The sequence below is a fragment of the Microbacterium sp. AC035 genome (genome assembly GCF_979258485.1).
Window position 1 is genome coordinate 419791 of the sequence record NZ_OZ409858.1, and the last position, 26767, is coordinate 446557.

The 26767-nt window shown below is 67.4% G+C and carries 24 protein-coding genes; 14 read left to right on the forward strand and 10 right to left on the reverse strand.

The window, feature by feature from the left end; all coding sequences use genetic code 11:
• Positions 1-89 precede the first annotated feature (89 nt).
• From mtrA to hpf, 5 genes are all read left to right on the forward strand, one after another.
• Positions 90-770: an MtrAB system response regulator MtrA gene (gene mtrA / locus ACZ0AA_RS01920; RefSeq protein WP_400861099.1), complete on the forward strand. Its 681-nt coding sequence runs from the start codon at positions 90-92 to the stop codon at positions 768-770.
• Between the two features lie 7 nt (positions 771-777).
• Entirely contained in the window at positions 778-2454 is a 1677-nt protein-coding gene (mtrB, locus tag ACZ0AA_RS01925) for an MtrAB system histidine kinase MtrB (RefSeq protein ID WP_400861097.1), read from the forward strand.
• Positions 2451-4169 (forward strand): GerMN domain-containing protein, encoded by a 1719-nt coding sequence (locus ACZ0AA_RS01930; protein ID WP_463512000.1) that lies wholly within the window; start codon positions 2451-2453, stop codon positions 4167-4169. The genes mtrB and ACZ0AA_RS01930 overlap by 4 nt, the downstream gene beginning before the upstream one ends.
• A 108-nt stretch (positions 4170-4277) precedes the next feature.
• Positions 4278-4970: a ComF family protein gene (locus ACZ0AA_RS01935; protein WP_463512001.1), complete on the forward strand. Its 693-nt coding sequence runs from the start codon at positions 4278-4280 to the stop codon at positions 4968-4970.
• Positions 4971-5064: 94 nt separating this feature from the next.
• Positions 5065-5721, forward strand: a complete 657-nt coding sequence (gene hpf, locus ACZ0AA_RS01940) for a ribosome hibernation-promoting factor, HPF/YfiA family (protein WP_400861092.1) — start codon at positions 5065-5067, stop codon at positions 5719-5721.
• Between the two features lie 65 nt (positions 5722-5786).
• Here the strand turns inward: hpf and ACZ0AA_RS01945 are convergent, their stop codons facing one another.
• Complete coding sequence (locus tag ACZ0AA_RS01945; RefSeq protein WP_463512002.1) at positions 5787-7124, reverse strand: coiled-coil domain-containing protein; 1338 nt, start codon at positions 7122-7124, stop codon at positions 5787-5789.
• 63 nt (positions 7125-7187) lie between these two features.
• Complete coding sequence (locus tag ACZ0AA_RS01950) at positions 7188-7790, reverse strand: PadR family transcriptional regulator (protein ID WP_400861089.1); 603 nt, start codon at positions 7788-7790, stop codon at positions 7188-7190.
• A 164-nt stretch (positions 7791-7954) separates the two neighbouring features.
• Here ACZ0AA_RS01950 and secA point away from each other — a divergent pair, with 164 nt between their 5' ends.
• Positions 7955-10762 carry a preprotein translocase subunit SecA gene (secA, locus tag ACZ0AA_RS01955; RefSeq protein WP_400861088.1) on the forward strand — a complete coding sequence of 936 codons (2808 nt, stop codon included), beginning with the start codon at positions 7955-7957 and terminating at the stop codon, positions 10760-10762.
• A 66-nt stretch (positions 10763-10828) separates the two neighbouring features.
• Complete coding sequence (locus tag ACZ0AA_RS01960; protein ID WP_400861087.1) at positions 10829-12055, forward strand: pyridoxal phosphate-dependent aminotransferase; 1227 nt, start codon at positions 10829-10831, stop codon at positions 12053-12055.
• On the opposite strand, the gene ACZ0AA_RS01965 is transcribed toward ACZ0AA_RS01960, so the two are convergent.
• Positions 11979-13220, reverse strand: coding sequence for an AAA family ATPase (locus ACZ0AA_RS01965; RefSeq protein ID WP_463512003.1), 1242 nt, complete (start codon positions 13218-13220; stop codon positions 11979-11981). The two genes, ACZ0AA_RS01960 and ACZ0AA_RS01965, sit on opposite strands and share 77 nt — an antisense overlap.
• Complete coding sequence (locus ACZ0AA_RS01970; RefSeq protein WP_463512004.1) at positions 13217-13837, reverse strand: hypothetical protein; 621 nt, start codon at positions 13835-13837, stop codon at positions 13217-13219. The genes ACZ0AA_RS01965 and ACZ0AA_RS01970 overlap by 4 nt, the downstream gene beginning before the upstream one ends.
• Before the next feature lie 97 nt (positions 13838-13934).
• Here ACZ0AA_RS01970 and ACZ0AA_RS01975 point away from each other — a divergent pair, with 97 nt between their 5' ends.
• Entirely contained in the window at positions 13935-14213 is a 279-nt protein-coding gene (locus ACZ0AA_RS01975; RefSeq protein ID WP_400861082.1) for a helix-turn-helix domain-containing protein, read from the forward strand.
• On the opposite strand, the gene ACZ0AA_RS01980 is transcribed toward ACZ0AA_RS01975, so the two are convergent.
• Positions 14201-14809: a hypothetical protein gene (locus tag ACZ0AA_RS01980; RefSeq protein ID WP_400861080.1), complete on the reverse strand. Its 609-nt coding sequence runs from the start codon at positions 14807-14809 to the stop codon at positions 14201-14203. The genes ACZ0AA_RS01975 and ACZ0AA_RS01980 overlap by 13 nt on opposite strands.
• A gap of 127 nt (positions 14810-14936) precedes the next feature.
• On the opposite strand from ACZ0AA_RS01980, the gene ACZ0AA_RS01985 reads away from it, so the two are divergent.
• A complete protein-coding gene (locus ACZ0AA_RS01985; RefSeq protein ID WP_181164351.1) occupies positions 14937-15323 on the forward strand; it encodes an Rv3235 family protein in 387 nt (128 codons plus the stop codon).
• Positions 15324-15347: 24 nt separating this feature from the next.
• Positions 15348-16832 carry a sensor histidine kinase gene (locus ACZ0AA_RS01990; protein WP_400861077.1) on the forward strand — a complete coding sequence of 495 codons (1485 nt, stop codon included), beginning with the start codon at positions 15348-15350 and terminating at the stop codon, positions 16830-16832.
• 76 nt (positions 16833-16908) lie between these two features.
• Here ACZ0AA_RS01990 and ACZ0AA_RS01995 read toward each other — a convergent pair whose 3' ends face one another.
• The gene (locus ACZ0AA_RS01995; RefSeq protein WP_028503730.1) at positions 16909-17157 is read right to left on the reverse strand and encodes a WhiB family transcriptional regulator; all 249 of its coding nucleotides are present in this window, start codon (positions 17155-17157) and stop codon (positions 16909-16911) included.
• 234 nt (positions 17158-17391) lie between these two features.
• Here ACZ0AA_RS01995 and ACZ0AA_RS02000 point away from each other — a divergent pair, with 234 nt between their 5' ends.
• Positions 17392-17775 (forward strand): hypothetical protein, encoded by a 384-nt coding sequence (locus ACZ0AA_RS02000; RefSeq protein WP_463512005.1) that lies wholly within the window; start codon positions 17392-17394, stop codon positions 17773-17775.
• 3 nt (positions 17776-17778) lie between these two features.
• Here the strand turns inward: ACZ0AA_RS02000 and bcp are convergent, their stop codons facing one another.
• From bcp to aroA, 3 genes are read right to left on the reverse strand one after another with little or no spacing between them, the layout of a single operon-like run.
• Positions 17779-18252 carry a thioredoxin-dependent thiol peroxidase gene (gene bcp, locus ACZ0AA_RS02005; RefSeq protein WP_463512006.1) on the reverse strand — a complete coding sequence of 158 codons (474 nt, stop codon included), beginning with the start codon at positions 18250-18252 and terminating at the stop codon, positions 17779-17781.
• A gap of 9 nt (positions 18253-18261) precedes the next feature.
• A complete protein-coding gene (rsgA, locus tag ACZ0AA_RS02010) occupies positions 18262-19332 on the reverse strand; it encodes a ribosome small subunit-dependent GTPase A (protein ID WP_463512007.1) in 1071 nt (356 codons plus the stop codon).
• Positions 19329-20654, reverse strand: coding sequence for a 3-phosphoshikimate 1-carboxyvinyltransferase (gene aroA / locus ACZ0AA_RS02015; protein ID WP_463512008.1), 1326 nt, complete (start codon positions 20652-20654; stop codon positions 19329-19331). The genes rsgA and aroA overlap by 4 nt, the downstream gene beginning before the upstream one ends.
• A 69-nt stretch (positions 20655-20723) precedes the next feature.
• Here aroA and ACZ0AA_RS02020 point away from each other — a divergent pair, with 69 nt between their 5' ends.
• The 3 genes from ACZ0AA_RS02020 to ACZ0AA_RS02030 all read left to right on the forward strand — a co-directional run bounded on the left by ACZ0AA_RS02020 (position 20724) and on the right by ACZ0AA_RS02030 (position 22994).
• Positions 20724-21386: a sigma-70 family RNA polymerase sigma factor gene (locus tag ACZ0AA_RS02020; protein ID WP_400861070.1), complete on the forward strand. Its 663-nt coding sequence runs from the start codon at positions 20724-20726 to the stop codon at positions 21384-21386.
• Positions 21383-21628 carry a zf-HC2 domain-containing protein gene (locus ACZ0AA_RS02025; RefSeq protein WP_042541911.1) on the forward strand — a complete coding sequence of 82 codons (246 nt, stop codon included), beginning with the start codon at positions 21383-21385 and terminating at the stop codon, positions 21626-21628. Before ACZ0AA_RS02020 ends, ACZ0AA_RS02025 begins: the two co-directional genes overlap by 4 nt.
• Before the next feature lie 64 nt (positions 21629-21692).
• The gene (locus ACZ0AA_RS02030; RefSeq protein WP_463512009.1) at positions 21693-22994 is read left to right on the forward strand and encodes a GNAT family N-acetyltransferase; all 1302 of its coding nucleotides are present in this window, start codon (positions 21693-21695) and stop codon (positions 22992-22994) included.
• A gap of 63 nt (positions 22995-23057) precedes the next feature.
• Here the strand turns inward: ACZ0AA_RS02030 and ACZ0AA_RS02035 are convergent, their stop codons facing one another.
• On the reverse strand, positions 23058-26741 hold the full coding sequence (locus ACZ0AA_RS02035) for a multifunctional oxoglutarate decarboxylase/oxoglutarate dehydrogenase thiamine pyrophosphate-binding subunit/dihydrolipoyllysine-residue succinyltransferase subunit (RefSeq protein WP_400861066.1): 3684 nt from the start codon (positions 26739-26741) through the stop codon (positions 23058-23060).
• Between the last annotated feature and the right edge of the window lie 26 nt (positions 26742-26767).

Consider the following 26767-nt stretch of genomic DNA (forward strand, 5'->3'; position numbering starts at 1 on the left):
TCCCTCCGTCGTGCGCTCCCATCGTGTCACATGACCCGTCGGCGCGTAGACATGGGGGCCGTGGTACTGAGTGCCATAAGGTAACAGTTATGACCTCACGCATTCTTGTGGTCGACGACGACACCGCGCTCGCCGAGATGATCGGCATCGTGCTGCGCACCGAGGGCTTCGAGCCGGTGTTCTGCGCCGACGGTGCGCGGGCGGTCGATGAGTGGCGCACACAGCGCCCTGACCTCGTGCTGCTCGACCTGATGCTGCCAGGCATGGATGGAATCGAGATCTGCACGCGGATCCGCGCCGAGTCCGGAGTCCCCGTCATCATGCTCACCGCCCGCAGCGACACCGCCGACGTGGTTCGAGGCCTCGAGGTGGGAGCCGACGACTACATCGTCAAGCCCTTCAACCCGAAGGAGCTCGTCGCCCGGATCCGAACCCGGCTCCGGCCCACGTCGCAGAACGTGGGGGAGCAGCTGCGAGTGGGGGACCTCACGGTGGACGTCGACGCCCACGAGGTGCGCCGCGGAACGGCTCCGATCGCGCTGACACCTCTGGAGTTCCAGCTGCTCGTCGCCCTCGCCTCCAAGCCGCAGCAGGTGTTCTCGCGAGAGATGCTGCTCGAGCAGGTGTGGGGCTATCACTACAAGGCCGACACGCGGCTGGTGAATGTGCACGTGCAGCGTCTGCGGGCGAAGGTCGAGCTCGACCCCGACAACCCCAAGATCGTGATGACGGTGCGGGGCGTCGGCTACCGTGCCGGGGGCGCGGGCTAGGCCCACCATGGCCGCGACCACAGCGACCACCACGGCGGTCGCTGTCATCCGCGACTGGCGTGGTTGGCCGACCGTCCTACGAGCGCTGTGGCGCAGTTCCCTGCGGTTCCGAACGCTGACGATCACGCTGCTGCTGACGTCGACGGCGATCTTGATCACCTGCGTCACCATGGCGCTCGTGATCCAGAACGATCTGTTCGAGTCGCGCAAGAACGAGGCGCTCGACGACGCCGCGCGCTCGGTCAATCAAGCTCAGGCGACTCTCGACGCCACTGCGCTCGGCGACGATCCGGCAGCACTCCCGGAGCTGTGGGACAGCGTGCAGGAGGACCTCGGGCGCAACTCGACGGCCGAAGGCCTCGCCGGATTCCGCATGGAGGTCGACCCTGACGTCCCGCTCAACGGCTTCACCGCCGGCCTGAGCGACAATCTGATCACCTCGGGCCTCAGGAATCGAGTGGTCGAGTTCGACGACTGGCAGTCCTGGCAATCCGTGTCGCTCGAGGTCGGGGGGCGATCGGTTCCGGGGATCATCGTGGGACAGCAGCTGCGGGTGCCGGAGGCGGGGCCGTTCGAGATCTACTTCGCATACGACCTGGCGGATGCCGACAACACCCTCACGTTCGTGCAGCGCACCCTCTGGGTCGCCGGGATCGGGCTCGTGGCGATCGTCGCCGCGATCTCCTTCATCGTTCTCCGCACGGTGTCCACGCCGATCGTCGAGGCCGCGGAGACCAGCGCGCGTCTGGCATCGGGCGACCTCGCGGTGCGCATCGACGTGCACGGAGAAGACGAGATCGCGACGCTCGGGCGCTCCTTCAACGCCATGGCTGACAGCATCGAATCCCAGATCAAGGAACTCGGCGAACTCTCTCTCGTGCAGCAGCGCTTCGTGTCGGACGTGTCGCATGAGCTGCGCACTCCGCTGACCACGATCCGCCTCGCCGCCGACATGCTGAACGATCAACGGGGGGAGTTCGACCCGACGACCGCACGCACCACTGAGCTTCTGCACACGCAGGTGCAGCGGTTCGAGACTCTGCTGTCGGATCTGCTCGAGATCAGCCGCTATGACGCAGGATCCGTGCAGCTCGAGCTCGAGGCGACGAGCCTCGCGCACCTCGCCGAGGACATCATCGAGCAGATGAAGCCTCTCGCCGATGACCGGGGCAGCGAGCTGAGGCTCGTCGCGCCCGGCGGGTACTCGCCGGTGGACATGGATCCGCGGCGAGTGCGACGGGTGCTGCGCAATCTGATCGGCAATGCGATCGAGCACGGTGAGGGCAGGCCGATCGTCGTCACCGTGGACAGCAACCAGCACGCTGTGGCCGCTGGCGTCCGCGACTTCGGTCTCGGCATGGACCCGGCCGATGCGGAGCGTGTGTTCGACAGGTTCTGGCGCGCGGACCCCTCTCGCCAGCGCACGCTCGGGGGCACGGGGCTCGGGCTGTCGATCGCGCTCGGCGACGCGACTCTGCACGGCGGCTCACTCGCCGTCTGGTCTGAGCTCGGGGTCGGCACGAACTTCGTCCTGACTCTGCCTCGCAGGGGGGACGCGACGGATGGCCCCTCGCCCATCCCGGTCGAGCCGCAGAACTCTCGCGCCGACATCGACGACGCCACGCAGCCGATCCAGCTCGCCGACGTGCCGGCCGAGCTCTTCGATCGAGGGAGCATCGAATGACGACCATGACGCGGCGCGCGCTGCGCGGACTCGCGATCACGGCCGCGGTGCTCATCCTGTCTGCATGCACGGGTCTACCGACGAGCGGAGACGCGCAACCGGGCAAGCCCCTCGGCTCCTCGCCCGAGGGGCAGGACTTCCTCCCTCTGGCGTCAGGCCCGGTGGACGGCGCAGGACCGGCCGCGATCGTCGAGGGCTTCGTGGAGGCGGCGATCACGCCCGCGGACAACTGGGCCACGGCTCGGAGCTTCCTCACCCCCGATCTCGCGTCGACCTGGCGTCCGAACACCGGAGTGTCGATCGATGTGAGCTCCGCGACCCGCTCGTTCACCTCGAACATCGATGACGACGACGACGTCGATGACGGCGACACGGCCGACGTGCGCGTCTCCTTCGACCAGGTCGCCAGCGTCGACGCGACCGGAGCGTACTCCGAGGCGTTCGGTGCGTCGAACTCGGCCTTCGTGGTCGAGCTCACGGACGGCCAGTGGCGCATCTCCGAAGCTCCTGACGGAGTGGTGATCGATGAGTCGAGGTTCTCGCGTGTGTATGACGACTACGCCCTGCAGTACTTCGACCAGAGCTGGGAACGGCTCGTCCCCGATGTGCGCTGGTTCCCCAGACGCGCCACGGTGGCCACGACCATCGCGCAATCGCTGATCGGCGGTGCACCGAGCCCGTGGCTCGATCCCGCGGTGCAGAGCGCGTTCCCGCAGGAGGTGCAGCTCGCACGCGACTCCGTCCCGATCGATCCGGATCAGATCGCGGATGTCGCACTGAACCGCGCCGCTCTCGGACTCGATCCGACGACTCTCGCGCGCATGCGCACTCAGCTGCAGGCGACCCTCGCGGCCGCGGGGGTGCAGATCGACCAGGTGCGCTTCACCGTCGACGGACGCGCGTTGGAAGCCGGGGTCGTCGAAGTCGTGACCGACAAGGCGGATGCGGGCAGCCTCGTCATGAAGGACGGGACGTTCGGGATGCTGGTGGGCGGCGAGATCACCCCGATCCCGGGTGTCACGGATCAGATTCTCAACGCGGGTCAACCCGTCACGGCGATCGACGTGTCGATCGACAGCTCCCACGCGGCGGTGCAGCTGATCGACGGTCACGTGTGGCTTGCCGGAGAAGGCGGCTTCGATGAACTGGATACGCGCCCCTCACTGGTGCGGCCGTCCATGGACCCCTACGACTACACGTGGTCGGTGCCGTCGAACGCGCCGGCGGCTCTGCAGGCGATCGGCAGCGATGTCGCTCCGCAGGCCATCGCGGGCGCGTGGCCCGAAGCATCGTCGGTCTCCGCCATCCGAGTGTCGGCCGACGGCGCCAGGGTGGCTGCCGCCGTCGTGATCGGCGGCGAGCGCTGGATCGTCGTCTCCTCGGTGATCCGCGACGAGACGGGATTGCCGACCGAACTGGGGCCGACCGAGCCGCTGGCGCAGCTCGACGGAAGCGCCGTGGGTATCGTCTGGCTGGGCGCAGACCGTCTGGGCCTGCTGACCGACCCCGCCGACCGGATGGTCGTCACGCAGGTCGTCGGAGGGCCGGGGACGGCCGAAGTCGCGCCGACGGATGCGGTGTCGATAGCGGGCTCGCGAGCCACGACCGGTCTTCGGGTTCTGGGCGCGGACGGCGCCGTGTTCGCTCGGACCGGGTCGGCATGGAGCGAGTCGATCACCGGAGTCTCGCTCCTCGCCACCAGGGCGGGCCACTGAGCGCGACTGCCTCTGCACGACGAGCCGGTGAGGACTGAGCGTTCACAGCGGATGAGATGCGCAACGGCCCTCGGCCGAAGCGCGCGACGCGTGCGACAGGATCGACGGATGCTGTCGCATCCTCTCGTCCACGCCGTCGGCGTCGAGGTGCTCGCTCTCCTGCTGGCGGCGACCTGCGCGGGTTGCGATCGACCCGAGACGCTGCTGTGCGACGCATGCCGGCAGGGGATCCGGTCCGCGCCGCTCGTGCGACGCACGCCCGACGGTCTCGTCGTCAGCGCCGCCATGCCGTTCGAGTCGATCGCAGCTCGATGCATCCGCAGGCTCAAGGATGACGGCGAGACGTTGCTCGCGCGCCCGCTCGGAGCAGCGTTGGGCGAGGTGCTTGCCGGCGTCGTCGCAGCGCAGGGCGAGGCCGATGCGCCGGTGCGCCTGGTGCCCACCCCGACATCGCGGAGTGCGTTCAGACGACGGGGATACCGCGTGCCCGAACTGCTGATCCGACGGGCGGGGTCGGTGCCCGATCGCCTGCTGGCGCCACGGGGGCGACGCGCGGATCAGCGCGGACTCGATTCGGCCGGCAGAGCGGAGAACGCACGGGGGAGCATGCGATCGCGATCGGTGATCGGGGGCGGAGTCGTCGTGCTCGTCGACGACGTCGTGACCACCGGAGCCACTCTCGATGAAGCGGCACGCACGCTGAGAGATGCCGGCTTCCGAGTCGTGTCGGCGGTCGCGCTCGCCGCGACACTCCGTCTCGGCGAACGGAATGCGAACGCATCGGAGACACGCAGCAAATGACCCGTGACATCCGAGGTCAGGCGGACTACCGTTGGGGGTCACAAGGCGACCACGGTCCGCCCTTGGCCGGGAGGACCGGGACAAGGAGGCAGCAATGGAAACGAGCATCGTTGGCGTCGGGGTGGGTATCACCGATCGATTCCGAACCGTTGTCGAAGAGAAGATCGCCAAGATCCAGACGTTCGCGTCCCGTGCGCAACGGCTGGATGTCAAGGTCACCCACCGGGTGTACCGCAACGGTCATGTGCCGGACGAGACCGTCGAACTGACGCTCGTCAGCAAGGGTCCTGTCGTGCGCGCCGAGGCCACGGACGGAGACAAGTTCGTCGCACTCGACATGGCCGTCGACAAGATGGCCGAACAGCTTCGTCGAGCCAAGGAGAAGCGAGTCGACGGGCGCCAGCACCCGCGTGGGGCGCACTTCGAGAAAGAGAGCGGTGCGCTGGAGGGCATCGATGTCCAGCCCGCGTCCGTGGAGGTGCTTCGCGCAGTCGCAACGGGCGCAGTGCCGATCCAGAACGAGGACGACGAGGTCTACTCGCCGGTGGTGATCCGCACCAAGAACTTCGGCGCGGAATGGATGACCGTCGAAGAGGCGGTCGACCGGATGGAGCTGGTCGGGCACGACTTCTTCCTGTTCGTCGATGTGCGCACCGATCACCCGAGCGTCGTCTACCGACGCAAGGGCTGGGACTACGGTGTGATCGCCCTGGAGACCCAGGCTCCGCCCACCGAGGCGCTCGCCTCCTGAGGCTGACATGACAACGGCCCGGTTCCAGAAGGAACCGGGCCGTTGTCGTGTGTGCGTGGCGCAGGTCAGTCGAAAATCCCGTCGAGGATGCTCCCGATGACGAGACCTCCCAGAATCCCGGAGGCGACGTCGCTGCCTCCGCCGCGTCGGCCGCCGCCGCTCCAGCCGCCACCGCCCCAGCCGTCTCCGCCGCCCCAGCCCTGATCCTGCGGTCGCGACGAATCGATGTCACGCTGAGCGAGCTGCAGTGCTTCGGAGGCGAGGTGCGCGACGCGCCGAGCGCTGACGAGCGCCTCGTCGCGGGTCTCTTCCGCCGGCAGCAGTGCCGACAGGTCGGCGCGCAGCCGTTCCGCCTCGGCGAGGCGAGTGCGGGCATCCGCGCCGATCCAGCCCCGGTGCCCGGCGATGAGTCCGCGGGCGACGCCGAGCTGACGATCCGCGTCGTCGATCGCGTGCTGCACCTGCTGGATGCTGGGCAGCGGGTGTGCTTCCCGGTGGCGGGCGGTGGCGATCGCGTCGTCGAGGGCGGTGTTCGCCTCGCGCAATTGCGAGAGCTCGGCGAAGGGGTCTCCCGGAGAACCGGCGGGCGACAGTGCGCTGAGGGCGTCCTGCAGGGCCGAGACCGCCGCAGTGACAGCGGGCACCTGCGGAGCGGTCCGAGCTGCGATGAGGTCGTTCCGGGAGTCCGCGACGACCTCGGCGAGTGTCGACTCGGCGCGCAGCGCCTCGATCTCGAAATCCTCTACGGCATCGAGCAGAGCGGATGCGCGCCGCGTCGCCTCGGTGGCGGTCTCGAGGGCGAGGTTCGCCTCCTCGTTCTGCTTCGCTGCGCGACGACGCTCCGAGACGGCGGCGCCATGAGTGGCGAACGCGATCAGCTGCTCGGCTTCGGCCGCGCTGGCCGTGATCTGGTGCATCGCCGAATCCGAATAGCGCGAGGAGAGGCGGGCGACGGTCTCATTGGTGTGCGGGATCCGCGCGCTGAGCGTCTCGGCATCCGCTCGGACCTGGGCGATGACCTCCGGTGCGCGACGCACCTTCGAGATCGATGTCGCGAGGTCCGAAGTCTTCTCGTCGAGCAGATCCTGCGCCCAATCGCACAGCTGCATGATCCGCGCGTTGCGGGTGCGGAGCTCTTCGGGAGTGTCAGGGATCTCGTCGTGGTTGAGCTGGTGGAGCTGAAAAGCCTCGCGCAGATGAGTGCGCACAGCGCTCAGTGCCTTCTTCAGGTCTCGAGTCAGCTGTTCGCCGAGCTCGGCCTCCGCGAACGCCAACTCGTCGGAGGTGCTCCTGATGCGCTCGTCAGCAGCGACGAGTGCCTGCTCTGCGCGGCGAGCCAGGTCGGCGTCCTGTGCGGCCAGCTGTTCCTGCTCGCGCTTGCGTCTGCCCCATATTCCAGCCATAGGACTGATCCTAGTTTCCCGGGCCGCACCACTGGCTGTGCATACGCTTCGGGCGAACTCCGCTCAGACGAGCGCTGCGACCTCGCCCCTCGCCGGACGTCCGCGCTTCGGCCGCTCGGCCGTCAGCTCGAGGGCGAGCGCGTGCTGGGGATGCTGTGCGAGCCGCGCCTGCACGTGTTCGAGCCAGCGGAGCTCGGCCTCCGCGGTGAAGATCATCGAATCGACGACGAGCGACCGTGCGAGCCCTTGGGGGCTGTCGTCCTCGCGCGATTCCCTCGCCGTGGCGAGCTCGCCGAGATGCTCCTTCGACGCCGCGCGCTGGGCCGCGATCAGGCGGGTCGCATCCACGCCCGGAAGCGTCACCGCGACGGCCAGCTTGATCGCGAGCTCGTCGCGCACGGCCCGGCTCCGAGCGACGGGCGACGCCAGCCACCGGTCGACCTCGAACGCACCGGCGTCGGTGATCTCCCAGTACACATGGCCCTGTGGATCGGGTGCTCCACGCTCGACCAGCCCGTCGCGCTCGAGGCGCTCGAGCGTGTTGTAGATCTGACCGACGTTGAGTGGCCAGACCGAGCCCGTGCGCCGGTCGAACTCGTGGCGCAGCTGGTACCCGTAGCAGGGGCCCTGCGCGAGGATCGCGAGCAGACTCTGTCGGACCGACATGTGGACCTCCCGGTGTCGTGGATCAATATATACATACTCGGAAACTCCACGGCGGCACGCCATGCAGACGACGCGCAGGTCACGGACGGGTAACATGGCAAGGTATGCCTGGCACGCGCCCGACAAGCGGCGCCGCCGGAACCATCGACAGGGAGATGACATCTGTGGCGAATCCTCTTGAGAAGCTGCTGCGCGCGGGAGAAGGGCGGGTCATCCGCCGCCTGAACCAGGTGGTCAAGGCCGTGAACGCGCTGGAAGAGGACATCTCCAAGCTCACGGACGACGAACTGCGCAACGAGACCGTCGAGCTGCGCGAGCGGTTCGCGAAGGGCGAGTCGCTCGATCAGCTCATGCCCGAGGCGTTCGCCGCGGTGCGTGAGGCGGCGAAGCGCACGCTCGGAATGCGCGCGTACGACGTGCAGATCATGGGTGGTGCCGCACTTCATCTCGGCAACATCGCCGAGATGAAGACCGGTGAGGGAAAGACCCTGGTCGCCACGTTCCCGGCCTACCTGAACGCGATCGCAGGCGAAGGCGTCCATGTGATCACGGTCAACGACTTCCTCGCGAGCTACCAGGCTGAGCTGATGGGCCGCGTGTACCGGGCGCTCGGCATGTCCACCGGCATCATCGTGTCCGGGCAGACTCCGGCCGTGCGCCGCGAGCAGTACGCGTCCGACATCACCTATGGCACGAACAACGAGTTCGGTTTCGACTACCTCCGCGACAACATGGCGTGGCGCAAGGAAGACCTCGTTCAGCGAGAGCACTACTTCGCGATCGTCGACGAGGTCGACTCGATCCTCATCGACGAGGCGCGTACGCCGCTGATCATCTCGGGCCCGTCATCGGGCGAGGCCAACCGCTGGTTCGCCGAGTTCGCGAAGATCGCCCGCACCCTCGAGGCCGGCGTCGACTACGAGGTCGACGAGAAGAAGCGCACGGTCGGCGTGCTCGAACCCGGCATCGAGAAGGTCGAGGACTACCTCGGCATCGACAACCTGTACGAGTCCGCGAACACTCCGCTGATCTCGTTCCTCAACAACTCGATCAAGGCCCTCGCGCTGTTCAAGAAGGACACCGACTACGTCGTCATGAACGACGAGGTCATGATCGTCGACGAGCACACCGGTCGCATCCTCGTCGGGCGCCGCTACAACGAGGGCATCCACCAGGCCATCGAGGCCAAGGAGGCCGTGCCGGTCAAGGCCGAGAATCAGACTCTCGCGACGGTCACGCTGCAGAACTACTTCCGTCTCTACGACAAGCTCGCCGGCATGACGGGTACTGCCGAGACCGAGGCGGCGGAGTTCATGTCGACCTACAAGCTCGGTGTCATCCCCATCCCGACGAACCGCCCGATGGTCCGCAAGGACCAGTCGGATCTCGTCTACAAGAACGAGACCGCGAAGTTCGCTCAGGTTGTCGAAGACATCGCGGAGCGCCACTCGAACGGCCAGCCGGTGCTCGTGGGCACCGTGAGCGTCGAGAAGAGCGAGTACCTCTCTCGACTGCTCGCCAAGAAGGGCGTCAAGCACGAGGTCCTCAACGCGAAGAACCACGCGCGTGAGGCCGAGATCGTGGCACGCGCGGGCCGCCTCGGCGCCGTGACCGTTGCGACGAATATGGCCGGTCGTGGAACCGACATCATGCTCGGCGGCAACGCGGAGTTCCTCGCCGTGCAGGAGCTCAAGGGCAAGGGCCTCGACCCGGTCGAGACGCCCGAGGAATACGAGATCGCGTGGGACGAGACCTACGAGGCGATGAAGGCGATCGTGTCCGAGGAGGCCGAGAAGGTCATCGAGGCCGGTGGCCTCTACGTCCTGGGTACCGAGCGCCACGAGTCGCGTCGAATCGACAACCAGCTGCGAGGCCGTTCCGGTCGTCAGGGCGACCCCGGCGAGAGCCGCTTCTACCTGAGCCTCACCGACGACCTGATGCGTCTGTTCCAGTCGGGTGCCGCCGAGGCGATTCTGGCTCGCACCAACTTCCCCGACGACGTCCCGATCGAGTCGGGCCTCGTGTCGCGCGCCATCCGCAGCGCTCAGTCGCAGGTGGAGTCCCGCAACGCGGAGATGCGCAAGAACGTCCTCAAGTACGATGACGTCCTGAACCGCCAGCGTGAGGCGATCTACGCCGACCGTCGTCACATTCTGCAGGGCGACGACATCGCCGACCGGGTCCAGCACTTCATCGAAGACGCGATCAGCGGCGTCGTGCGCGACCACACGGGTGAGGGACACAACGAGAGCTGGGACTTCGACGCACTCTGGACCGAGCTCAAGACGCTCTATCCGGTCAGCGTGACGATCGACGAGGTCGTGTCCGAGGCCGCCGGTCGCAAGGGCGGGATCACCGCCGACGGTCTGACCCGCGAACTGCTGTCGGACGCGAAGATCGCCTATGAGACCCGCGAGGAGTCGCTCGGAGAAGCGGCCACCCGCGAGCTCGAGCGTCGTGTCGTGCTCCAGGTGCTCGACCGTCGCTGGCGCGATCACCTCTACGAGATGGACTACCTCAAGGACGGCATCGGTCTTCGTGCGATGGCGCAGCGCGACCCGCTCATCGAGTACCAGCGCGAGGGGTACGCGATGTTCCAGTCGATGATGGGCCAGATCAAGGAGGAGTCCGTCGGGTACCTCTACAACCTCGAGGTCGAGGTCCGTCGGGCAGGCGACTCGCAGACCGCCGAGGTCGAGGCGAAGGGCCTCGCTGAAGGCGGGGGAGATCAGCACCTCGAATACTCGGCGGCGAACGATGCCGGCGAGGTCGAGGTGCGCGACGACCGCGGGCAGGTTCAGCAGGCGGCGACCGAGAAGCTCCGCCAGGCTGCTGCAGCGCGTCAGGCGCCGGCCGAACAGGCCGAACCCGAGGAGGCTCCGCGCGGAGCGTTCGGACAGCGTACAGAGGCACCGGCAGCACCTGCCGGCAACCGTGAGCAGCGCCGCGCGCAGAGCAAGAAGAAGAAGTAGCGCGACGTCGATGAAGGGCCGGTCCGGGTGGATCGGCCCTTCTTCGCGTCATTGTAGGCTTGCGCAATGACACCAACGCGCCACTTCGACCAGTCGTCGAAGCTCAAGAACGTCCTGTACGAGATCCGTGGAAACACGCTCGTCGAGGCGGCGCGGCTCGAGGCCGAGGGCCACCGGATCCTCAAGCTCAATACGGGCAACCCCGCCATCTTCGGCTTCGAAGCTCCCCACCAGATCGTGCACGACATGCTCGCGGCGCTTCCGACCGCTCACGGGTACAGCGACAGCAAGGGGATCATCTCTGCGCGCCGCGCCGTGGTCAGTCGGTACGAGGAGATTCCGGGATTCCCACGATTCGATCCGGAAGACGTCTTCCTCGGCAACGGCGTCTCCGAGCTCATCACGATGACGATGCAGGCGCTCCTCGACGAGGGGGATGAGGTGCTCATCCCCGCACCGGATTATCCGCTGTGGACCGCCATGACGAGTCTGGCTGACGGCACCCCCGTGCACTATCTCTGCGACGAGGACAACGGGTGGCAACCCGACCTCGAGGACATCCGCTCCAAGATCACTCCTCGGACCAAGGCCCTCGTGATCATCAACCCCAACAACCCGACCGGGGTCGTCTACTCCCGAGAGGTGCTCGAGGGGATGGTGCAGATCGCGAGAGAGAACCAGCTGCTGCTGCTCTCCGACGAGATCTACGACCGCATCCTGTTCGACGGCGCGGTGCACATCCCGACGGCCACGTTGGCGCCCGACCTCCTGTGCCTGACCTTCAACGGCCTCTCGAAGACATATCGGGTCGCCGGATTCCGCTCCGGGTGGCTCGTGATCACCGGCCCCCAGGGCCACGCGAAGGGCTTCCTCGAGGGGATCAACCTGCTCGCGTCCACGCGCCTCTGCCCGAATGTGCCTGCGCAGTATGCGGTGCAGGCGGCTCTCGGTGGCGTGCAGTCGATCGATGCGCTGATCGCTCCGACCGGACGCCTGCACGAGCAGCGCGACATCGCATGGGAAGGGCTGGAATCGATCCCCGGCGTCTCCTGCGTCAAACCCGTCGGTGCCCTGTATGCCTTCCCCCGTCTCGACCCGAACGTCCACGAGATCAGGGATGATGCGAAGCTGGTCTACGACCTGTTGGTGTCCGAGCACATCCTTCTCGTGCAGGGGACGGGCTTCAACTGGCCGACGCCGGATCACCTCAGGCTGGTCACGCTCCCCGAGCCCCGCGTGCTCGCAGAAGCCGTCGAGCGCCTCGGGAACTTCCTCTCGAGCTACCGCCAGTAGGCGGCTCGTACGCCGTAGATGCGTAGGCCTCTGCGATGCGGCGAACACCGGCGACCAGGGTCGAACGCGGCGTGACGTCTGCCATCGGCCGGGCGTGCAGCAGAGCGGAGTCAGCGGCGCGCTGGTCGAATGGCAGGAACTCGACGTCGGTGATGCCCGCGAACCGCTCGAGAGTGCGCCGGATCTGACCACGTGCGTCGATGCCCAGCGGGCCGGGTCGGACCCGGTTCACGACGACCCTGATGGGGATGGGGGCCGTGAGCCGTCTGAGTTCGGCGTGCTCTCTCACGAAGCGACTGATGCCGAGGGGATCCGCCGACGCGACCGCGATGACCGCATCCGCCTCCTGCAGCGCCGCGACCGTGGCCGCGTGGCGGCGCGGGCCGGTGAGGTCGTAGGTCGCTTCGTCGTCGGCGTCGAACGCACTCGCAACATCGACGACGGTCTCCTCTGCCCAGCTGCGGCAGGCGCGCAGAGTCGTCTGCAGACGACTCGCTCCGAGTTCCGGCCAGCGTCCAGGACGATTGATGCCGCCGAGGACCTCTATCTCTCCAGCGCTCGTCTCGAGGATCGTGGCCAGCCTCGTGAGCTCGGCTGAGTCGAGTGCGCCTAGTTCTGCGCGTCGGCACGCGGCGGCGATACCCGGCGCGTCGTCGCTGAGTCCCAGAAGCAGTGCGAGCGACGGTGCGACGGTGTCGGCATCCACCAGAGCGGTGCGTCGGCCCGTCCGGGAGAGTTCGACGGCGAGCTGGATCGCGATCGTCGATCTCCCGGGGGCGCCGGAGGGGCCCCACACGACCGTGAGGCGATGCGGAGGTGATGCCGCACGCTCGACGGTGTTCGGGATGTCGGCGGTCAGCGCTGCTGCGACCTCCCAGCCGCTCGCATCCGCCGGGAGGGCCGCGATGAGTCCGTAGCGTCCGAGCAGCCTGCTGTCGCCGTCGCCGAGTGGCATGATCCGCACGCCGGCTCTGTCGCACTCGGCCACGAGTTCGGTTGTCAGGACCGCGCGGGTGGCGGCGACGATGGCGGCGTCGATGCCCTCGGGCAGAGGGAGGACTCTGCTCGGTGGCACGATGGAGACCACGCTGATGCCCTCCATCTCGAGCTCGTCGGCCAAGCCGCGCGCACGGGCTTCCGGGACGGCGATGATCACCGAAGTCACGAGGTCGAACCGATCGGCACGACGGAGAGCACCGAGCCGCCGGTGATCGCGGCCAGCACGTCGGCGACATCCGCTCGGTCGATGACAACCTCCGCGGTGGTGCCTTCGGCGGTGAGCATTCCCTCGGTCTTCGTGACCGACGCGACAGTCGCGTCGGCCACGAGGATACGAGGCAGACCCTGGCTGCTGCCGTCGTCGACCGGCGGCGAGTGCCATAGCTCGATCACGCTCCCCGCGGCGACACCTGCGGGGATACCCGTGCTGCTCTCCACCACGATCGTGGTCGTCCTGTTCGCGTCGCCGTCTTCGGCAGCAGCTGTCGCCATGAGCTCTCCTTCGAAGACAGTGCGGGACGCGATCTGGCCGGGGCGCAGTTCCTGCGGTGCCAGGTAGCGATCCGTGACTGTTCCGAGTCCGACCTCGACCACCTGGAAGTCGCTTGCGATGAGGGCTTCACCGAGAGCGATCGTGCGCGTCGCCTGAAGCACCGGAGTCGTGGTGCCGGAGGTGGAGACGACGGCCCAGACGCCGCCGATCGAAAGCGCGACCACCGCGATGCCGATCAGGAACCGCGCGTCACCCCAGAAGGCGCGGCGGGAACGGACGAACTTGCTCATGCCGACATGGTCACAGAAATCGGCGCAGCTGCTCGAGACTTATCCACAGCATCGGATCGGCGCTGGCGCTCCTGCGCGGCAGGGGGAGAATGGGGGCATGCTTCATTCCTCACAGCCCACTCAGGGCTTCCTCGCGCCGGCGCAGGTGGCGGAGCTGCTGAGCATCGAGGTGCACGAGGTCATCGAACTCGTCTACGAGGGACGTCTGCGCGGGTGCCAGCTCGGCGCCCCTGCCAGATGGCGCATCGAGGAATCGAGCCTTTCGGAGTACCTCGCCGAGCAGTCGGAAGAGGCCAGGCGGATGGCATTGTGGCGGCAGGCGAATGAGGCGAGTTTCCCGGAGGTCTGGGGTGCTTCCCGCCGTCACAGCATCTGATCTCCGACGGTCTGCACCGAGGTCACGGCAGAGAACGGGATGATCTGAAAGCTGCGCACCGCTGAGGCGGTCCGTGCCTCTCCCGGATCGTGCAGAGCGAGGTCCAGATGATCTGCTCCGGCCCTGTCGATCGTCCCGTGCATCTCGGAGCCGTCGACGCTGACGATCCTCACCGGGACCCGCCGCCGGGCGAGATCACGCAGGACGAATCCGAGCGACATGCGCTCCCGGAGCGCGGGCACGGCGTCGTCCTCTTCCAGGCTGGACAGCAGCAGGCCGTGATCCACGGTGAGCCCGCGCACCGCGTGCAAGGGAACGATCAGCGTCGACCGCTTGGCCGCCGATTCCTCGGCCTGGGCGATCGTCGTGGCGACCCAATCGGCGCCGAGCGTGTTGAGCCGGGCGCGAACGCGTCTTCCGTGCGGTAGGTCGATCGTCGTCGGAGCGGCTGAGGCGCAGAGCACCCTGAGACGGGTACGAAGCTCGAGCCTCGAGATGCGCAATCGCTCGGATTCGGCATCCAGTGCAGCGCGCTCGCTCTCCCACTCCGAGGCGAGCTGGCCTTCGAGGTCTTCGAACAGTCGATCCCAGTGCACGCGCCCCACCGTAAGTGATGTCCCGGCGGGCATGTACGAGTTATCCACATACATCCCGAACACGGCCCGAACGGCGACTGGGCGCATGCTCTACTTGGCGCAGTCTTCCCGATGGAGAGTGCCTCAGATGATGCTTCACGAGTACTTCGCACCACAGCCGACGCCGCGTGCCGAGCTGCCGGATCCGCATCCGCTGCTGCGGAGCCTGACGCAGGGCGTCCTCGAGGTGCTCGCGGGAGTCAGAGAGGTCGATCAGCTCGCCCGCTGGTTCAATGAAGACGCGTACCGGAGCCTGGTGACGCGAGCGAACCTCTCGGCGAGGGCGCGCAGTGCGAGGGGGGTCTCGCCTGCGCGCCCGACCTTCGAGATCCTGTCGATCCGCGTGACAGAGCCTGTCGACGGGAAGGTCGAAGCAGTCGTCGTCGTCGCCGGGCCGGGACGCACCCGAGCGGTCGCGATCCGGCTCGAGGGACTCGACCGCCGCTGGCGTGCGACGTCGCTGGCCGTTCTCTGAGCCCGCGCGCTCTAGGCTGGTGGGGTGTCAACGCTCAGCGACCTCGCCAATGCCCAGGGCCGTCTTGCCGACAACGATGTCGAGTGGCTGCACCGACTCGCCGGTGACGGTCAGCTTCTCGCGGACCTCGCTTCGGCGGACATCGTGGTCTGGATCGAGACCGACGACGGCTCCTTCGTCGCCGTCGCGCACGCCCGCCCGAGTGGAGCGGCCACGCTGTTCTATCGGGACATCGTCGGCGAGCGGGTGCGCCCTCAGTGGCGCACGCAGGTGCAGGGGGCATTCGATTCGGCGAAGATCGTCGACTCGTCGTCGCCGGACTGGTTCGAAGAGACCCCGACACGTGTCAGAGCTGTGCCGATCGTCAACGAACGCCGCGGCGGCGAACACCAGGCCATGGTCATCGGCGTCGTCACCCGCCACACCAACCTGGGCGAGGCTCGGACGCCGTCTCGGCAGCAGATCACGTTCGACGAGTGCGCCAACGACATCTTCCGCATGATCGCCGACGGCAGCTTCCCGGATCCGGCCGCTCCGACGTCTCCTCGCCGCGGTGCTCCGCGCGCGTCCGACGGCCTGATCCGCATCGATGTCGACGGGATCACGACGTTCGCAAGCCCGAACGCCCTCTCCGCGTTCAATCGCATGGGTTTCGATGATGAACTCGAGGGGGAATCCCTCGCCGAGGTCACCACGAGGCTCGTGCCGCCGTCTCGACAGGTCGACGAGTCGCTGCCCGTCGTCGTCACCGGACGCGCACCATGGCGGACCGACATCGAAGCGCGCGGCGTGACGGTGTCGCTGCGGGCGATTCCGCTCAAGGATCACGGAACCCGCATCGGTGCCATCCTGCTGTGCCGGGATGTCTCAGAGCTGCGCCACCAGGAGCAGGAGCTCATCACCAAGGATGCGACGATCCGCGAGATCCACCACCGAGTCAAGAACAATCTGCAGACGGTCGCGTCGCTGCTTCGCATCCAGGCGCGTCGTACGCACTCCGATGAGGCACGCGATGCGCTGACCCAGGCGATGAGACGGGTCGACTCGATCGCCGTCGTGCATGACACCCTGGCGCAGGGTCTGACGCAGAAGGTCGACTTCGACGAGGTGTTCCATCGCGTCCTCAAGCTCGTGGCCGAAGTCGCGTCGGCGCCGAACACCCGAGCGCGCACTCGGTCGACCGGTCGCTTCGGAGTTCTCCCGAGTGAGTATGCGACACCGCTGGCGCTCGCTCTCACCGAGGTCGTCACGAACGCAGTGGAGCACGGCCTCGCCGGGCAGGAGGGCATGGTCACCATCGATGCTGCGCGCACCGAGGAGAATCTGCGCGTCACCGTGCATGACACCGGCAAGGGGCTGCCGGAGGGGCGGATCGGCCAGGGGTTGGGAACGCAGATCATCCGCACCCTCATCCAAGGCGAGCTCGGCGGATCGATCGAGTGGCGGGGGAGCGAGGGCGAGGGAACCGAGGTGGTCATCGACATCCCGCTTCGCTGGCTGACGAACTAGCCGAAACAATCGGCCGCGGCGTCGAGCGGAGACACAGAAGCGGCCCGAGACATCGTCTCGGGCCGCTTCTGTTCGTTCAGGAGGCGCGGCGGGCGCGAGCGGCGCGGCGCTTGAGGGCACGGCGCTCATCTTCGGAGAGGCCGCCCCAGACGCCCGAGTCCTGGCTGGACTCGAGGGCGTACTGCAGGCAGATCTCGGTCACCGTGCAGGTGGCGCAGACGGTCTTCGCCTTCTCGATCTGGTCGACGGCCGGGCCGGTGTTCCCGACTGGGAAGAACAGCTCGGGGTCGACAGTCAGGCAGGCGGCCTTATCGCGCCAGTCCATGGGGGCTCCTCGGTGTGGTTTTTCAGAAATCGACGCATTGCGACGACTCGGATTTCGGGTGCAGATCGGGTTCAGCTACCCTGTATGAGATACGGACGGATGCCCGCTTTTGTGATGCGGGCGACGAGCCCGCCCCACGCCGCTGTGGGAGCACATGACGCTGTCTATTCTGTTACATGAAACCGGCGAAATCAAGGGTTTCAGCCGTTCTCATTCGATTCTCAGGAGACAACAGTGCGCTCACCCGGCCTCGCTCTGGCGGCCGCCGCGGTCCTCGCGGCAGAGGGTGCTGCGCTGATCGTCTTCGCCCTCATCGAACTCGTCGGGCTCGGCGCGGGCGATGCCGCATCGCTGCCGACTGCGCTCGCCCTCATCGTGCTGACGCTCGTCGGCGCTGTCGCACTCATCGCCTTCGCCGTCGGGACCAGGAAGGGCCATTCCTGGGCGCGCTCAGGTGGCGTCGTCTTCCAGGTGCTCGCCATCGCGCTCGCGCTCGCTTCGCTGACCCTGCAGCCGATCAGCTGGGCGTTCGCCGTCGGAGTCGGTCTGCCGGCGCTGCTGTGCTTCGCGCTGCTGATCGCGAGCACACGCGCTGAGAACGAGCGCCCGGCGGAGTGACTCTCAGGCGTCGATGCCGAGCAGCTTGCGCAGACGCGCGACGTGCCCTGTCGCCTTGACGTTGTACTGAGCGAGGGTGATCGTGCCCTGCTCGTCGAGCACGAAGGTCGAGCGGATGACACCCTCTACGACCTTGCCGTAGTTCATCTTCTCGCCCCAGACGCCGTATGCGGTGTGCACGGCGTGGTCCGGGTCGCTGAGAAGGGTGAAGGTCAGGCCGTCCCGCTCGCGGAACTCGGCGAGCTTCGCAGGCTCGTCGCGCGAGACCCCGATCACCCGATATCCGGCGCCCTCGAGCGACGAGATGCTGTCACGGAAATCGCAGGCCTGCGTCGTGCAGCCGGGCGTCATGGCAGCCGGGTAGAAATACAGCACCGTCTTCCGGCCGTGCAGATCCTCGAGTCGGACGGTCGCGCCGTCTTGATCGAGGAGGGCGAAGTCGGGGGCAGCGGATCCGGGTTCCAGGCGCACAGTCACGGATCCAGCCTACCGGCCGGGCGCCTGCTCCGCCTTGTCGGCGAAGGTCTGCAGCAGCCTCTGCAGCGAGTCCAGGCGAGCTCGCCCTGTCTCGCTCAGCTCGCCGTTCTCGGCCGCTTCGATGAGGGCGCAATCCGGAGCATCCACGAGGTGCGTGCATCCGCGCGGGCACTTCTCGGCGATCTCCGCCAGCTCGGTGAAGGCGGCGAGGATGTTCGCGGGGTTCACGTGCCCCAGCCCGAAGGATCGGACGCCGGGAGTGTCGATCACCCAGCCGTTGCCCTCCTCGCTGACGTAGCGCAGCGAGACGGTCGAGGACGAGGTGTGCCGGCCACGGCCGGTGACCTGGTTGACGTGACCCGTCGCGCGCAGAGCGCTGGGCACCAGAGCGTTCACGAGCGTCGACTTGCCCACACCGGAGTGCCCGACGAAGACCGTGGAGTGCCCCACGAGTGCCGCGCCGATCTCGTCGACGGGCATCTCGTCCTGCGCGCTGGTGAAGACGCGCAGATCGAGTCCGTCGAAATGCGACAGGAACGCGCTGGGGTCTGCCAGGTCCGTCTTCGTGACGACGAGGAGTGGACGTACACCCGCATCCAATGCGGCCACGAGGTAGCGGTCTACCAGGCGGGCACGCGGCTCGGGGTCTGCGGCGGCGACGACGACGAGCATCTGGTCGGCGTTCGCGACGATCACCCGCTCGACCTGGTCGGTGTCGTCGGCGCTGCGCCGAAGCAGGGAAGTACGGTCGGCGATGCCGATGATCCGCCCCAGAGTGCCGTCTTCGCCCGAGATGTCACCGACGACCTTGGCGAGATCACCGGTGACGATCGGGTTCCGGCGGAGTTCCCGCGCCCGCGCGGCGGTGATCATGCGCTCGTCAGGCGTGTCCTCATCGATCAGCACCGAGTACCTGCCCCGGTCGACCCCGAGGACGCGACCGATCTGCGCGTCGTCGTGAGCCGGGCGTCGCTTGGTTCGAGGGCGGTTGGCCTTCGGGTTCGGACGCGTGCGGATGCTGCTCTCGTCGAAGTCCTCGAAGTCGTCGTCGAGGTCGTCGGAGTCGTCGAGCCAGCTCACGAGGATGCGCCCTGCAGCATTCGCTCCCACAGGAGGGTGAACTCCGGAAGAGTCTTGGAGGTGGTGCCGATGTCGTCGATCTCCACGCCGGGGACGCGAAGGCCGATGAGGGCGCCCGTCGTGGCCATCCGGTGGTCGTGGTGCGCGGCCCACGAGCCACCGCGCAGCTGTCGCGGAATGATGCGCAGGCCGTCGGAGAGCTCTTCCGCTTCGCCACCGAGAGCGCGGACGTTCCCGACGAGAGCGGCGATGCGATCGGTCTCGTGAAGCCGGATGTGACCGATACCGCGGATCGTGGTGGGACCGGACGCGAACGCCGCCAGTCCGACCAGCGTCGGGGTCAGCTCGCTCGCCGCGGACAGATCCATGTCGAGCCCGCGGATCTCGGAGCCCGCCCGCACCGTCAGAGTGCCGCTGTGACGGCCGACATGCGCGCCCATGGCCTGCAGGATCTCGGGAAGCAGGGCGCCGGGTTGCGTGGAGTGCACGGGCCAACCCGGCACCGACACGGCGCCCCCCGTGACCAGTGCGGCTGCGAGGAACGGTGCGGCGTTCGAGAGATCGGGCTCGATCGCGATCTCCTTGGCGCGCGGCACGCCCGCCTCGACGAGCCACTCGCCCGTTGCGGGGCGCTCGATCCGTATGCCGCGTCGGCTCAGGGCCTCGATGGTCATGTCGATGTGGGGAAGGCTCGGCAGGTGTTCGCCGGTGTGCACAAGGTGCAGACCCACGTCGAACCGCGGGGCGGCGAGCAGCAGTCCCGAGACGAACTGGCTGGATGCCGAGGCATCGATCTCGACGCGCCCACCGCGGATGCGACCGTGGCCGCGGACGGTGAACGGCAGTGCCCACGTGCCCTCATCGTCGATGTCGACTCCGAGGTCGCGCAGTGCGCTGATCAGTCCGCCCATCGGCCGGTGCAGGGCCGTCTCGTGAGCTGTGAGGTGCACATCGTGCTGGGCGAGGCCCGCCAGCGGCGCGATGAAGCGCATCACGGTGCCGGCCTGACCGCAGTCGATCGTGGTGCCGCCCACGAGCTTGGCGGGAGTGATCGCCAGGTCGGGACCGAACTCTCCGTCGCCGTCGATCTCTTCGATTCCGACGCCCAGGGCGCGAAGCGCGTCGATCATGCGGCGTGAGTCATCGGAGTGCAGGGGAGCGATGAGTCTGCCCGGTCCGTCGGCGATCGCGGCGATGATGAGTTCGCGGTTGGTGAGCGATTTCGAGCCCGGGATCGTCACGGTCGCATGAACGGCTGAGGTGCTGGTCGGCGCGACGTAGACGCCCTGGACAGGGGAGGGGGAATACCTGTTGGCGCTCATCGGTTCCCACCTTAGTAAACGCGAGTGTCCGCATGACCGAATATGGGCGCACGCCGACAAGGAGAGAGCATGCTCGCAACGCTGGAACGCGAGTCCGTCGACCTCACCCGCCTAGACTGGCCGGTGATGGATGACACGGCAACCGCAGAGACGGTCAGCGACCCTCGGCGCGAATTCGAGGAACAGGCGATCCCGTTCATGGATCAGCTCTACGCCGCGGCGATGCGCATGACGCGCAACCCGGCTGACGCTGCTGATCTCGTGCAGGAGACGTTCGTCAAGGCTTACGGGTCCTGGGCGACGTTCTCGCAGGGCACGAACCTGAAGGCGTGGCTGTATCGCATCCTCACCAACACGTACATCAACATCTACCGCAAGAAGCAGCGAGAGCCGTTCCAGGGCACGATCGACGAGCTCGAGGACTGGCAGATGGGCGGTGCCGAGTCGACCACTGCTTCGCACAGCCGTTCGGCCGAGGCGGAAGCCATCGACCACATGCCCGCATCGGTCGTCAAGGACGCGTTGCAGGCCGTTCCCGAGGACTTCAGGTTGGCGGTGTACCTCGCGGATGTGGAGGGCTTCGCCTATCAGGAGATCGCGGACATCATGAAGACACCCATCGGCACCGTGATGAGCCGTCTGCATCGAGGCAGGCGGATGCTGCGGGAGCTGCTGGCCGACTACGCCGTGGAGCGGGGAATCTCCGCGGCCGACCCGAGGAGCACGAAATGACCGACTGCGGCTGCGACAAGGCCCGCAAGGATCTCGAGGAGTACCTCCGCAACGAGGTGTGCAACACGGAGCACACCGAGATCCGCGAGCATCTCGAGAACTGCCCGTCCTGCCGGGATGAAGCGCTCGTGGCGACGACCCTCACCGAGGTCGTGGCGCGCGCGTGCAAGGAGACAGCGCCCGAAGAGCTGCGCGACCAGGTCTTCGCTCGACTGCGTGAGGTTCAGGCCGCGCAGCACTGACAGTCGTCGGGCCGCCGTCGGTGCCCCGGATCGTGCTGTCGTCGTTCGCCCGTAGGGTGGAAGCATGACGGTCATCGATTCACGCGACATCCCTGCCGACCCGACCTCCGCCGAGCACCTGGCCGCAGAAGCGCTGGTCTACCGCGTGGTCGATACCGCGGACGGTGCTCAGTCGGAGAGCTTCCAGCGGGCGATGACCCGAGGATTCCTGGGCGCAGAACCGACACCTGAGGTGCTCGCCTCCGGCCGGTCGGCGTTCGAATCCCGACGCAACATCGGCGTCTACGACGCTGCAGCGACGGATGCTCCGCCCGTCGCCACGATCGACTCATGGGTCACCCCGATGGCGCTGCCCGGCGGCGGCGAGCTGCCGATGTGGGCGATCAGCGGAGTCACGGTGTCGGCGACGCATCGTCGCCGCGGCATAGCGAGGGCGCTCCTCGAAGGAGAACTGCGCGCAGCGGCAGCGGCAGGAGTGCCGATCGTGGGGTTGACCGTCTCGGAAGCGACGATCTACGGCCGGTACGGATTCGGCTCGGCATTGCACATGTCGCGCTTCACGGTCGACACCCGTCGGGCAGGTTGGGCCGGACCCGCATCGGGAGGTCGCGTCGAGTACGTCGACCGCGACATGCTCGCCGCCGAACTGGGGTCGGTGCATGATCGTGTCCGAGGTCATCGCGGCGGACAGATCCCTGGATGGTCCTCGCGATGGACCGGCATCGCGGGATTGTCCCCGAGCGACACCGACCGCGATCAGGTGCGCGGCATCCGCTTCAGAGATGCCGACGGCGAGGTGCGCGGGGCGATGGCCTTCACGCTCAGCGAGCGGAGCGGATCCTTCCGATTCGCACTGAACGTGCGCCTGCTCGTCGCCGAGACTCCCGAGGCGACCGCGGCTCTGTGGGGGTTCGCGTTGCAGCACGATCTCGTCGACGAGGTCACGGCCGACCTGCGCCCGCTCGACGATGCGCTTCCGTGGCTTGTAAGAGACCCCCGCGGTGTCACTCAGACCGTGCACGACCACGGCTGGCTGCGACTTCTCGATCTGCCCACGGCTCTGACGGCCAGAACCTACTCCGCGCAGATCGATGCAGTGCTCCGCGTTCGCGATCCGCTCGGATTCGCGTCCGGAGACTGGCGTCTGCGTGTCGATCAGGCAGGGAAGGCATCTGTCGACTCCGTCGAGGACGTGGCCGTGGACGCCGAGCTCGACGTCTCAGCGCTCTCGATCCTGTTCGCCGGGGGAGTGCGGGCGTCCACGCTGCGCGCGGCGGGCCGGATCGACGCGGACTCGACCGTCGTCGACGCCCTGGATCGCGCGTTCGTCTCGTTCCCCGCGCCGGCCCTCGACATCTGGTACTGAACACGCAGCGCAGAAAGGGGCGCCTCGACCGATGTCGAGGCGCCCCTTTCGCTTCAGCTCGGATCAGCCGATCGTCAGCGCGTCGCGCAGGAGCTTCGCCTGTTCGGCCGCGTGCACCTTGGACGAGCCCGTCGCAGGCGATGCCGACGCGGGACGCGACACCGGACGGAAGCTGCGGTCACCGGGGACATCGGCGAACGCGAGCGCCAGGAACGGCCACGCTCCCTGGTTCTCCGGCTCTTCCTGCACCCACACCAGCTCGGCGTTCGGGTACGAGTCGGTGATGGCCTTCAGTCCGTCGATCGGTGTCGGGTACAGCTGCTCGAGGCGCACGAGCGCCACCTCCGGGTTCGGGTTCTTCTCGAGCTCGGCCTTGAGATCCCAGTGGACCTTGCCCGAGTGCACGAGCACCCTCTTCACCGCAGTGCGGTCGAGATCGCGGCTGTCGTCGAGAACGGGCTCGAAACGGCCCTGCGTGAAGGCCTCGACCGGGCTCGTCGCTCCGCGCAGACGCAGCATGGCCTTCGGCGTGAAGACGATGAGTGGCTTGCGGGGACGGGCGTACGCCTGACGGCGCAGCAGGTGGAAGTACGACGCGGGCGACGAGGGGCGCGCGACGATCATGTTCTCCTGCGCGCACATCTGGAGGAAGCGCTCGATGCGGGAGGACGAGTGGTCCGGTCCCTGTCCTTCGTAGCCGTGGGGGAGCAGCAGCGTGACGCTGGACTGCTGTCCCCACTTCTGCTCGGCCGCGGAGATGTACTCGTCGATGACCGTCTGGGCGCCGTTGACGAAGTCGCCGAACTGGGCTTCCCACAGCACGAGAGCCTCAGGCGCCTCGACCGAGTAGCCGTACTCGAAGCCGAGGGCCGCGTACTCGCTCAGGAGCGAGTCGTAGACGAAGAAACGACCCTGGGACTCGGAGAGGTTCGACAGCGGCAGCCACTCCTGGCCATTCGCGCGATCGTGCAGAGTCGCGTGACGCTGCACGAACGTGCCGCGTCGCGAGTCCTGCCCCGCGAGACGCACCGGCGTGCCCTCGACGAGGAGCGAACCGAAGGCGAGCAGCTCGCCGAAGCCCCAGTCGATGTTGCCGTTGCGGCTCATGTCGAGACGCTTCTCGAGCTGCTGCTGCAGCTTGGGGTGAACGGTGAAGCCCTCGGGCTTGTTCACGAACGCGTCGCCGATGAGCTGGATGACCTCGTTCGAGACTCCCGTGATCTCAGGGGCGCCGACCTGCTCGTCCGCGGGCGGGAGGTCCGGAGCGACCTGATTGGCGCCGGTCTCGGCGGCGTGGGTCTCGGCGAAGGCGATCTCCAGACGGTTCTGGAAGTCGGCCTTGGCCTCGTCGTACTCCTCTTCGGTGATGTCACCACGACCGACGAGCGACTCGGTGTAGAGCTTGCGCACCGATCGCTTCGCCTGGATCAGGTCGGTCATCAGCGGCTGGGTCATCGAGGGATCGTCGCCCTCGTTGTGCCCGCGGCGGCGGTAGCAGACGAGATCGATGACGACGTCGCGGTGGAACCGCTCGCGGTATTCGAAAGCGAGCTGCGCGACATGGATGACGGCCTCGGGGTCGTCGCCGTTCACATGGAAAACCGGCGCCTGGATCGTCTTCGCGACATCGGTCGCGTACACCGAGCTGCGCGAGTCGTTGGGGAGGGTCGTGAAGCCGACCTGGTTGTTGACGACGACGTGGATCGTGCCGCCGGTGCGGTATCCGCGCAGCTGAGACATCTGCAGCGTCTCGACGACCACGCCCTGACCGGCGAACGCCGCGTCACCGTGCACCAGGATCGGCAGCCAGGCGAACGTGCCGATCGGCTTGCGGTCCTGCTTGGCGCGGACGATGCCCTCGAGGACGCCGTCGACCGTCTCGAGGTGAGACGGGTTGGCGGCGAGGTAGACCGGGAGCTCGGAGCCGTCGTCGGCGACGAAGGTGCCCTCGGTGCCGAGGTGGTACTTCACGTCGCCGGAGCCGCGCTGGTTGCCCGGGGTCTGCGTGCCCTCGAACTCCTGGAACACGTGGCCGTAGGTCTTGCCGGCGATGTTCGTCAGGACGTTCAGGCGACCGCGGTGCGCCATGCCGATCGCTGCACCCTCGAGGCCGGCGGTGGCCGCACCCTGGAGGATCTCGTCGAGCAGCGGGACGAGAGACTCGCCGCCCTCGAGTGAGAATCGCTTCTGGCCGACGAACTTGGTCTGCAGGAAGGTCTCGAACGCCTCGGCCTCGTTGAGCTTGCGGAGGACGCGCAGCTGCTCGTCGTGGCCGGGCTTCTGGTACTTGACCTCGACCTTCTCCTGGAACCAGCGACGCTGCTCCGGGTCCTGGATATGCATGTACTCGATGCCGAGCGTGCGGCAGTAGGAGTCGCGCAGTACACCGAGGATGTCGCGGAGCTTCGCGACCCGACGGCCGCCGAACCCGCCCGTGACGAACTCGCGGTCGAGGTCCCAGAAGGTGAGTCCGTGGCTCTCGATCTCGAGGTCGGGGTGCGAGCGCTGGACGTACTCGAGCGGGTCGATGTCGGCCATCAGGTGTCCGCGCACGCGGAACGAGTTGATGAGCTCCTGCACGCGGGACTGCTTGTCGACGCGCTCGGCGAGGTCCACCGCGATGTCGGGGTTCCAGCGGATCGGCGAGTAGGGGATGCGCAGAGCGGCGAAGATGTCGTCGTAGAAGCCGCGCTGCCCGATCAGCAGCTCGTGCACCTTCTTGAGGAACTCTCCGGAACCGGCACCCTGGATGACACGGTGGTCGTACGTGCTCGTCAGGGTGATCGTCTTGCCGATCGCGAGCTCGTTGAGCGTCTTCTCGCTCGCGCCCTGGAACTCCGCCGGGTACTCGAGCGCACCGGCGCCGATGATGCAGCCCTGCCCCTTCATGAGGCGGGGCACGGAATGCACTGTGCCGATGCCTCCCGGGTTGGTCAGCGACACGGTGGTGCCCTGGAAGTCGGCGGCCGTGAGCTTGTTGTTGCGGGCCCGCGTGACGAGGTCCTCGTAGGCGACGAGGTACTCGCTGAACGACAGTGTGTCGGCACGCTTGATGCTGGGGACCATCAGTGCGCGCGTGCCGTCGGGCTTCGGCAGGTCGATGGCGATGCCGAGGTTCACGTGCGCAGGTGCCACGACCGAGGGCTTGCCGTCGATCTCGGCATAGAACACGTTCTGACTGCGGAACTCGTCGAGCGTGCGGATGAGCGCCCAGCCGATGAGGTGGGTGAAGCTGATCTTGCCGCCGCGGGTGCGGGCCATGTGGTTGTTGATGACGATGCGGTTGTCGATCATCAGCTTCGCGGGCACCGTGCGGACGCTGGTCGCGGTGGGGACGGTCAGGGACTCGTCCATGTTCGCGGCGAGGGTCTTGGGCAGACCGCGGAGCGGAGTGACCTTGTCCTCTTCGACGGGCTCCGCCGACTCCGGTGCCTCGGCCTTCGCCGCGGGCTTCGGGGCCTGCGCCGGAATCGGCGCCGCGGCGGCAGGCTTGGTCGTGGTCCGCGCCACGGGCTGTGCGCCGATGACGGGGATGGGGGCGGTCACCGGATGCGCGGGCTGCTCGGCAGCAGGCGCGGGAGTCGCGGCGCCGGTGGCGGCATCCGACTGGTACTTCTCGAGGATGGGCCACCACTCCTTGTCGACGGAGTCGCGGTTCACCTTGTACTGCTCGTAGAGCTCTTCCACGAGCCAGGAATTGGCTCCGAACCCCCCGTCGCCCCCGACGCCGGTCACCTGGTTCGACACGCTCGATCGCCCTCTTTCATCGCTGA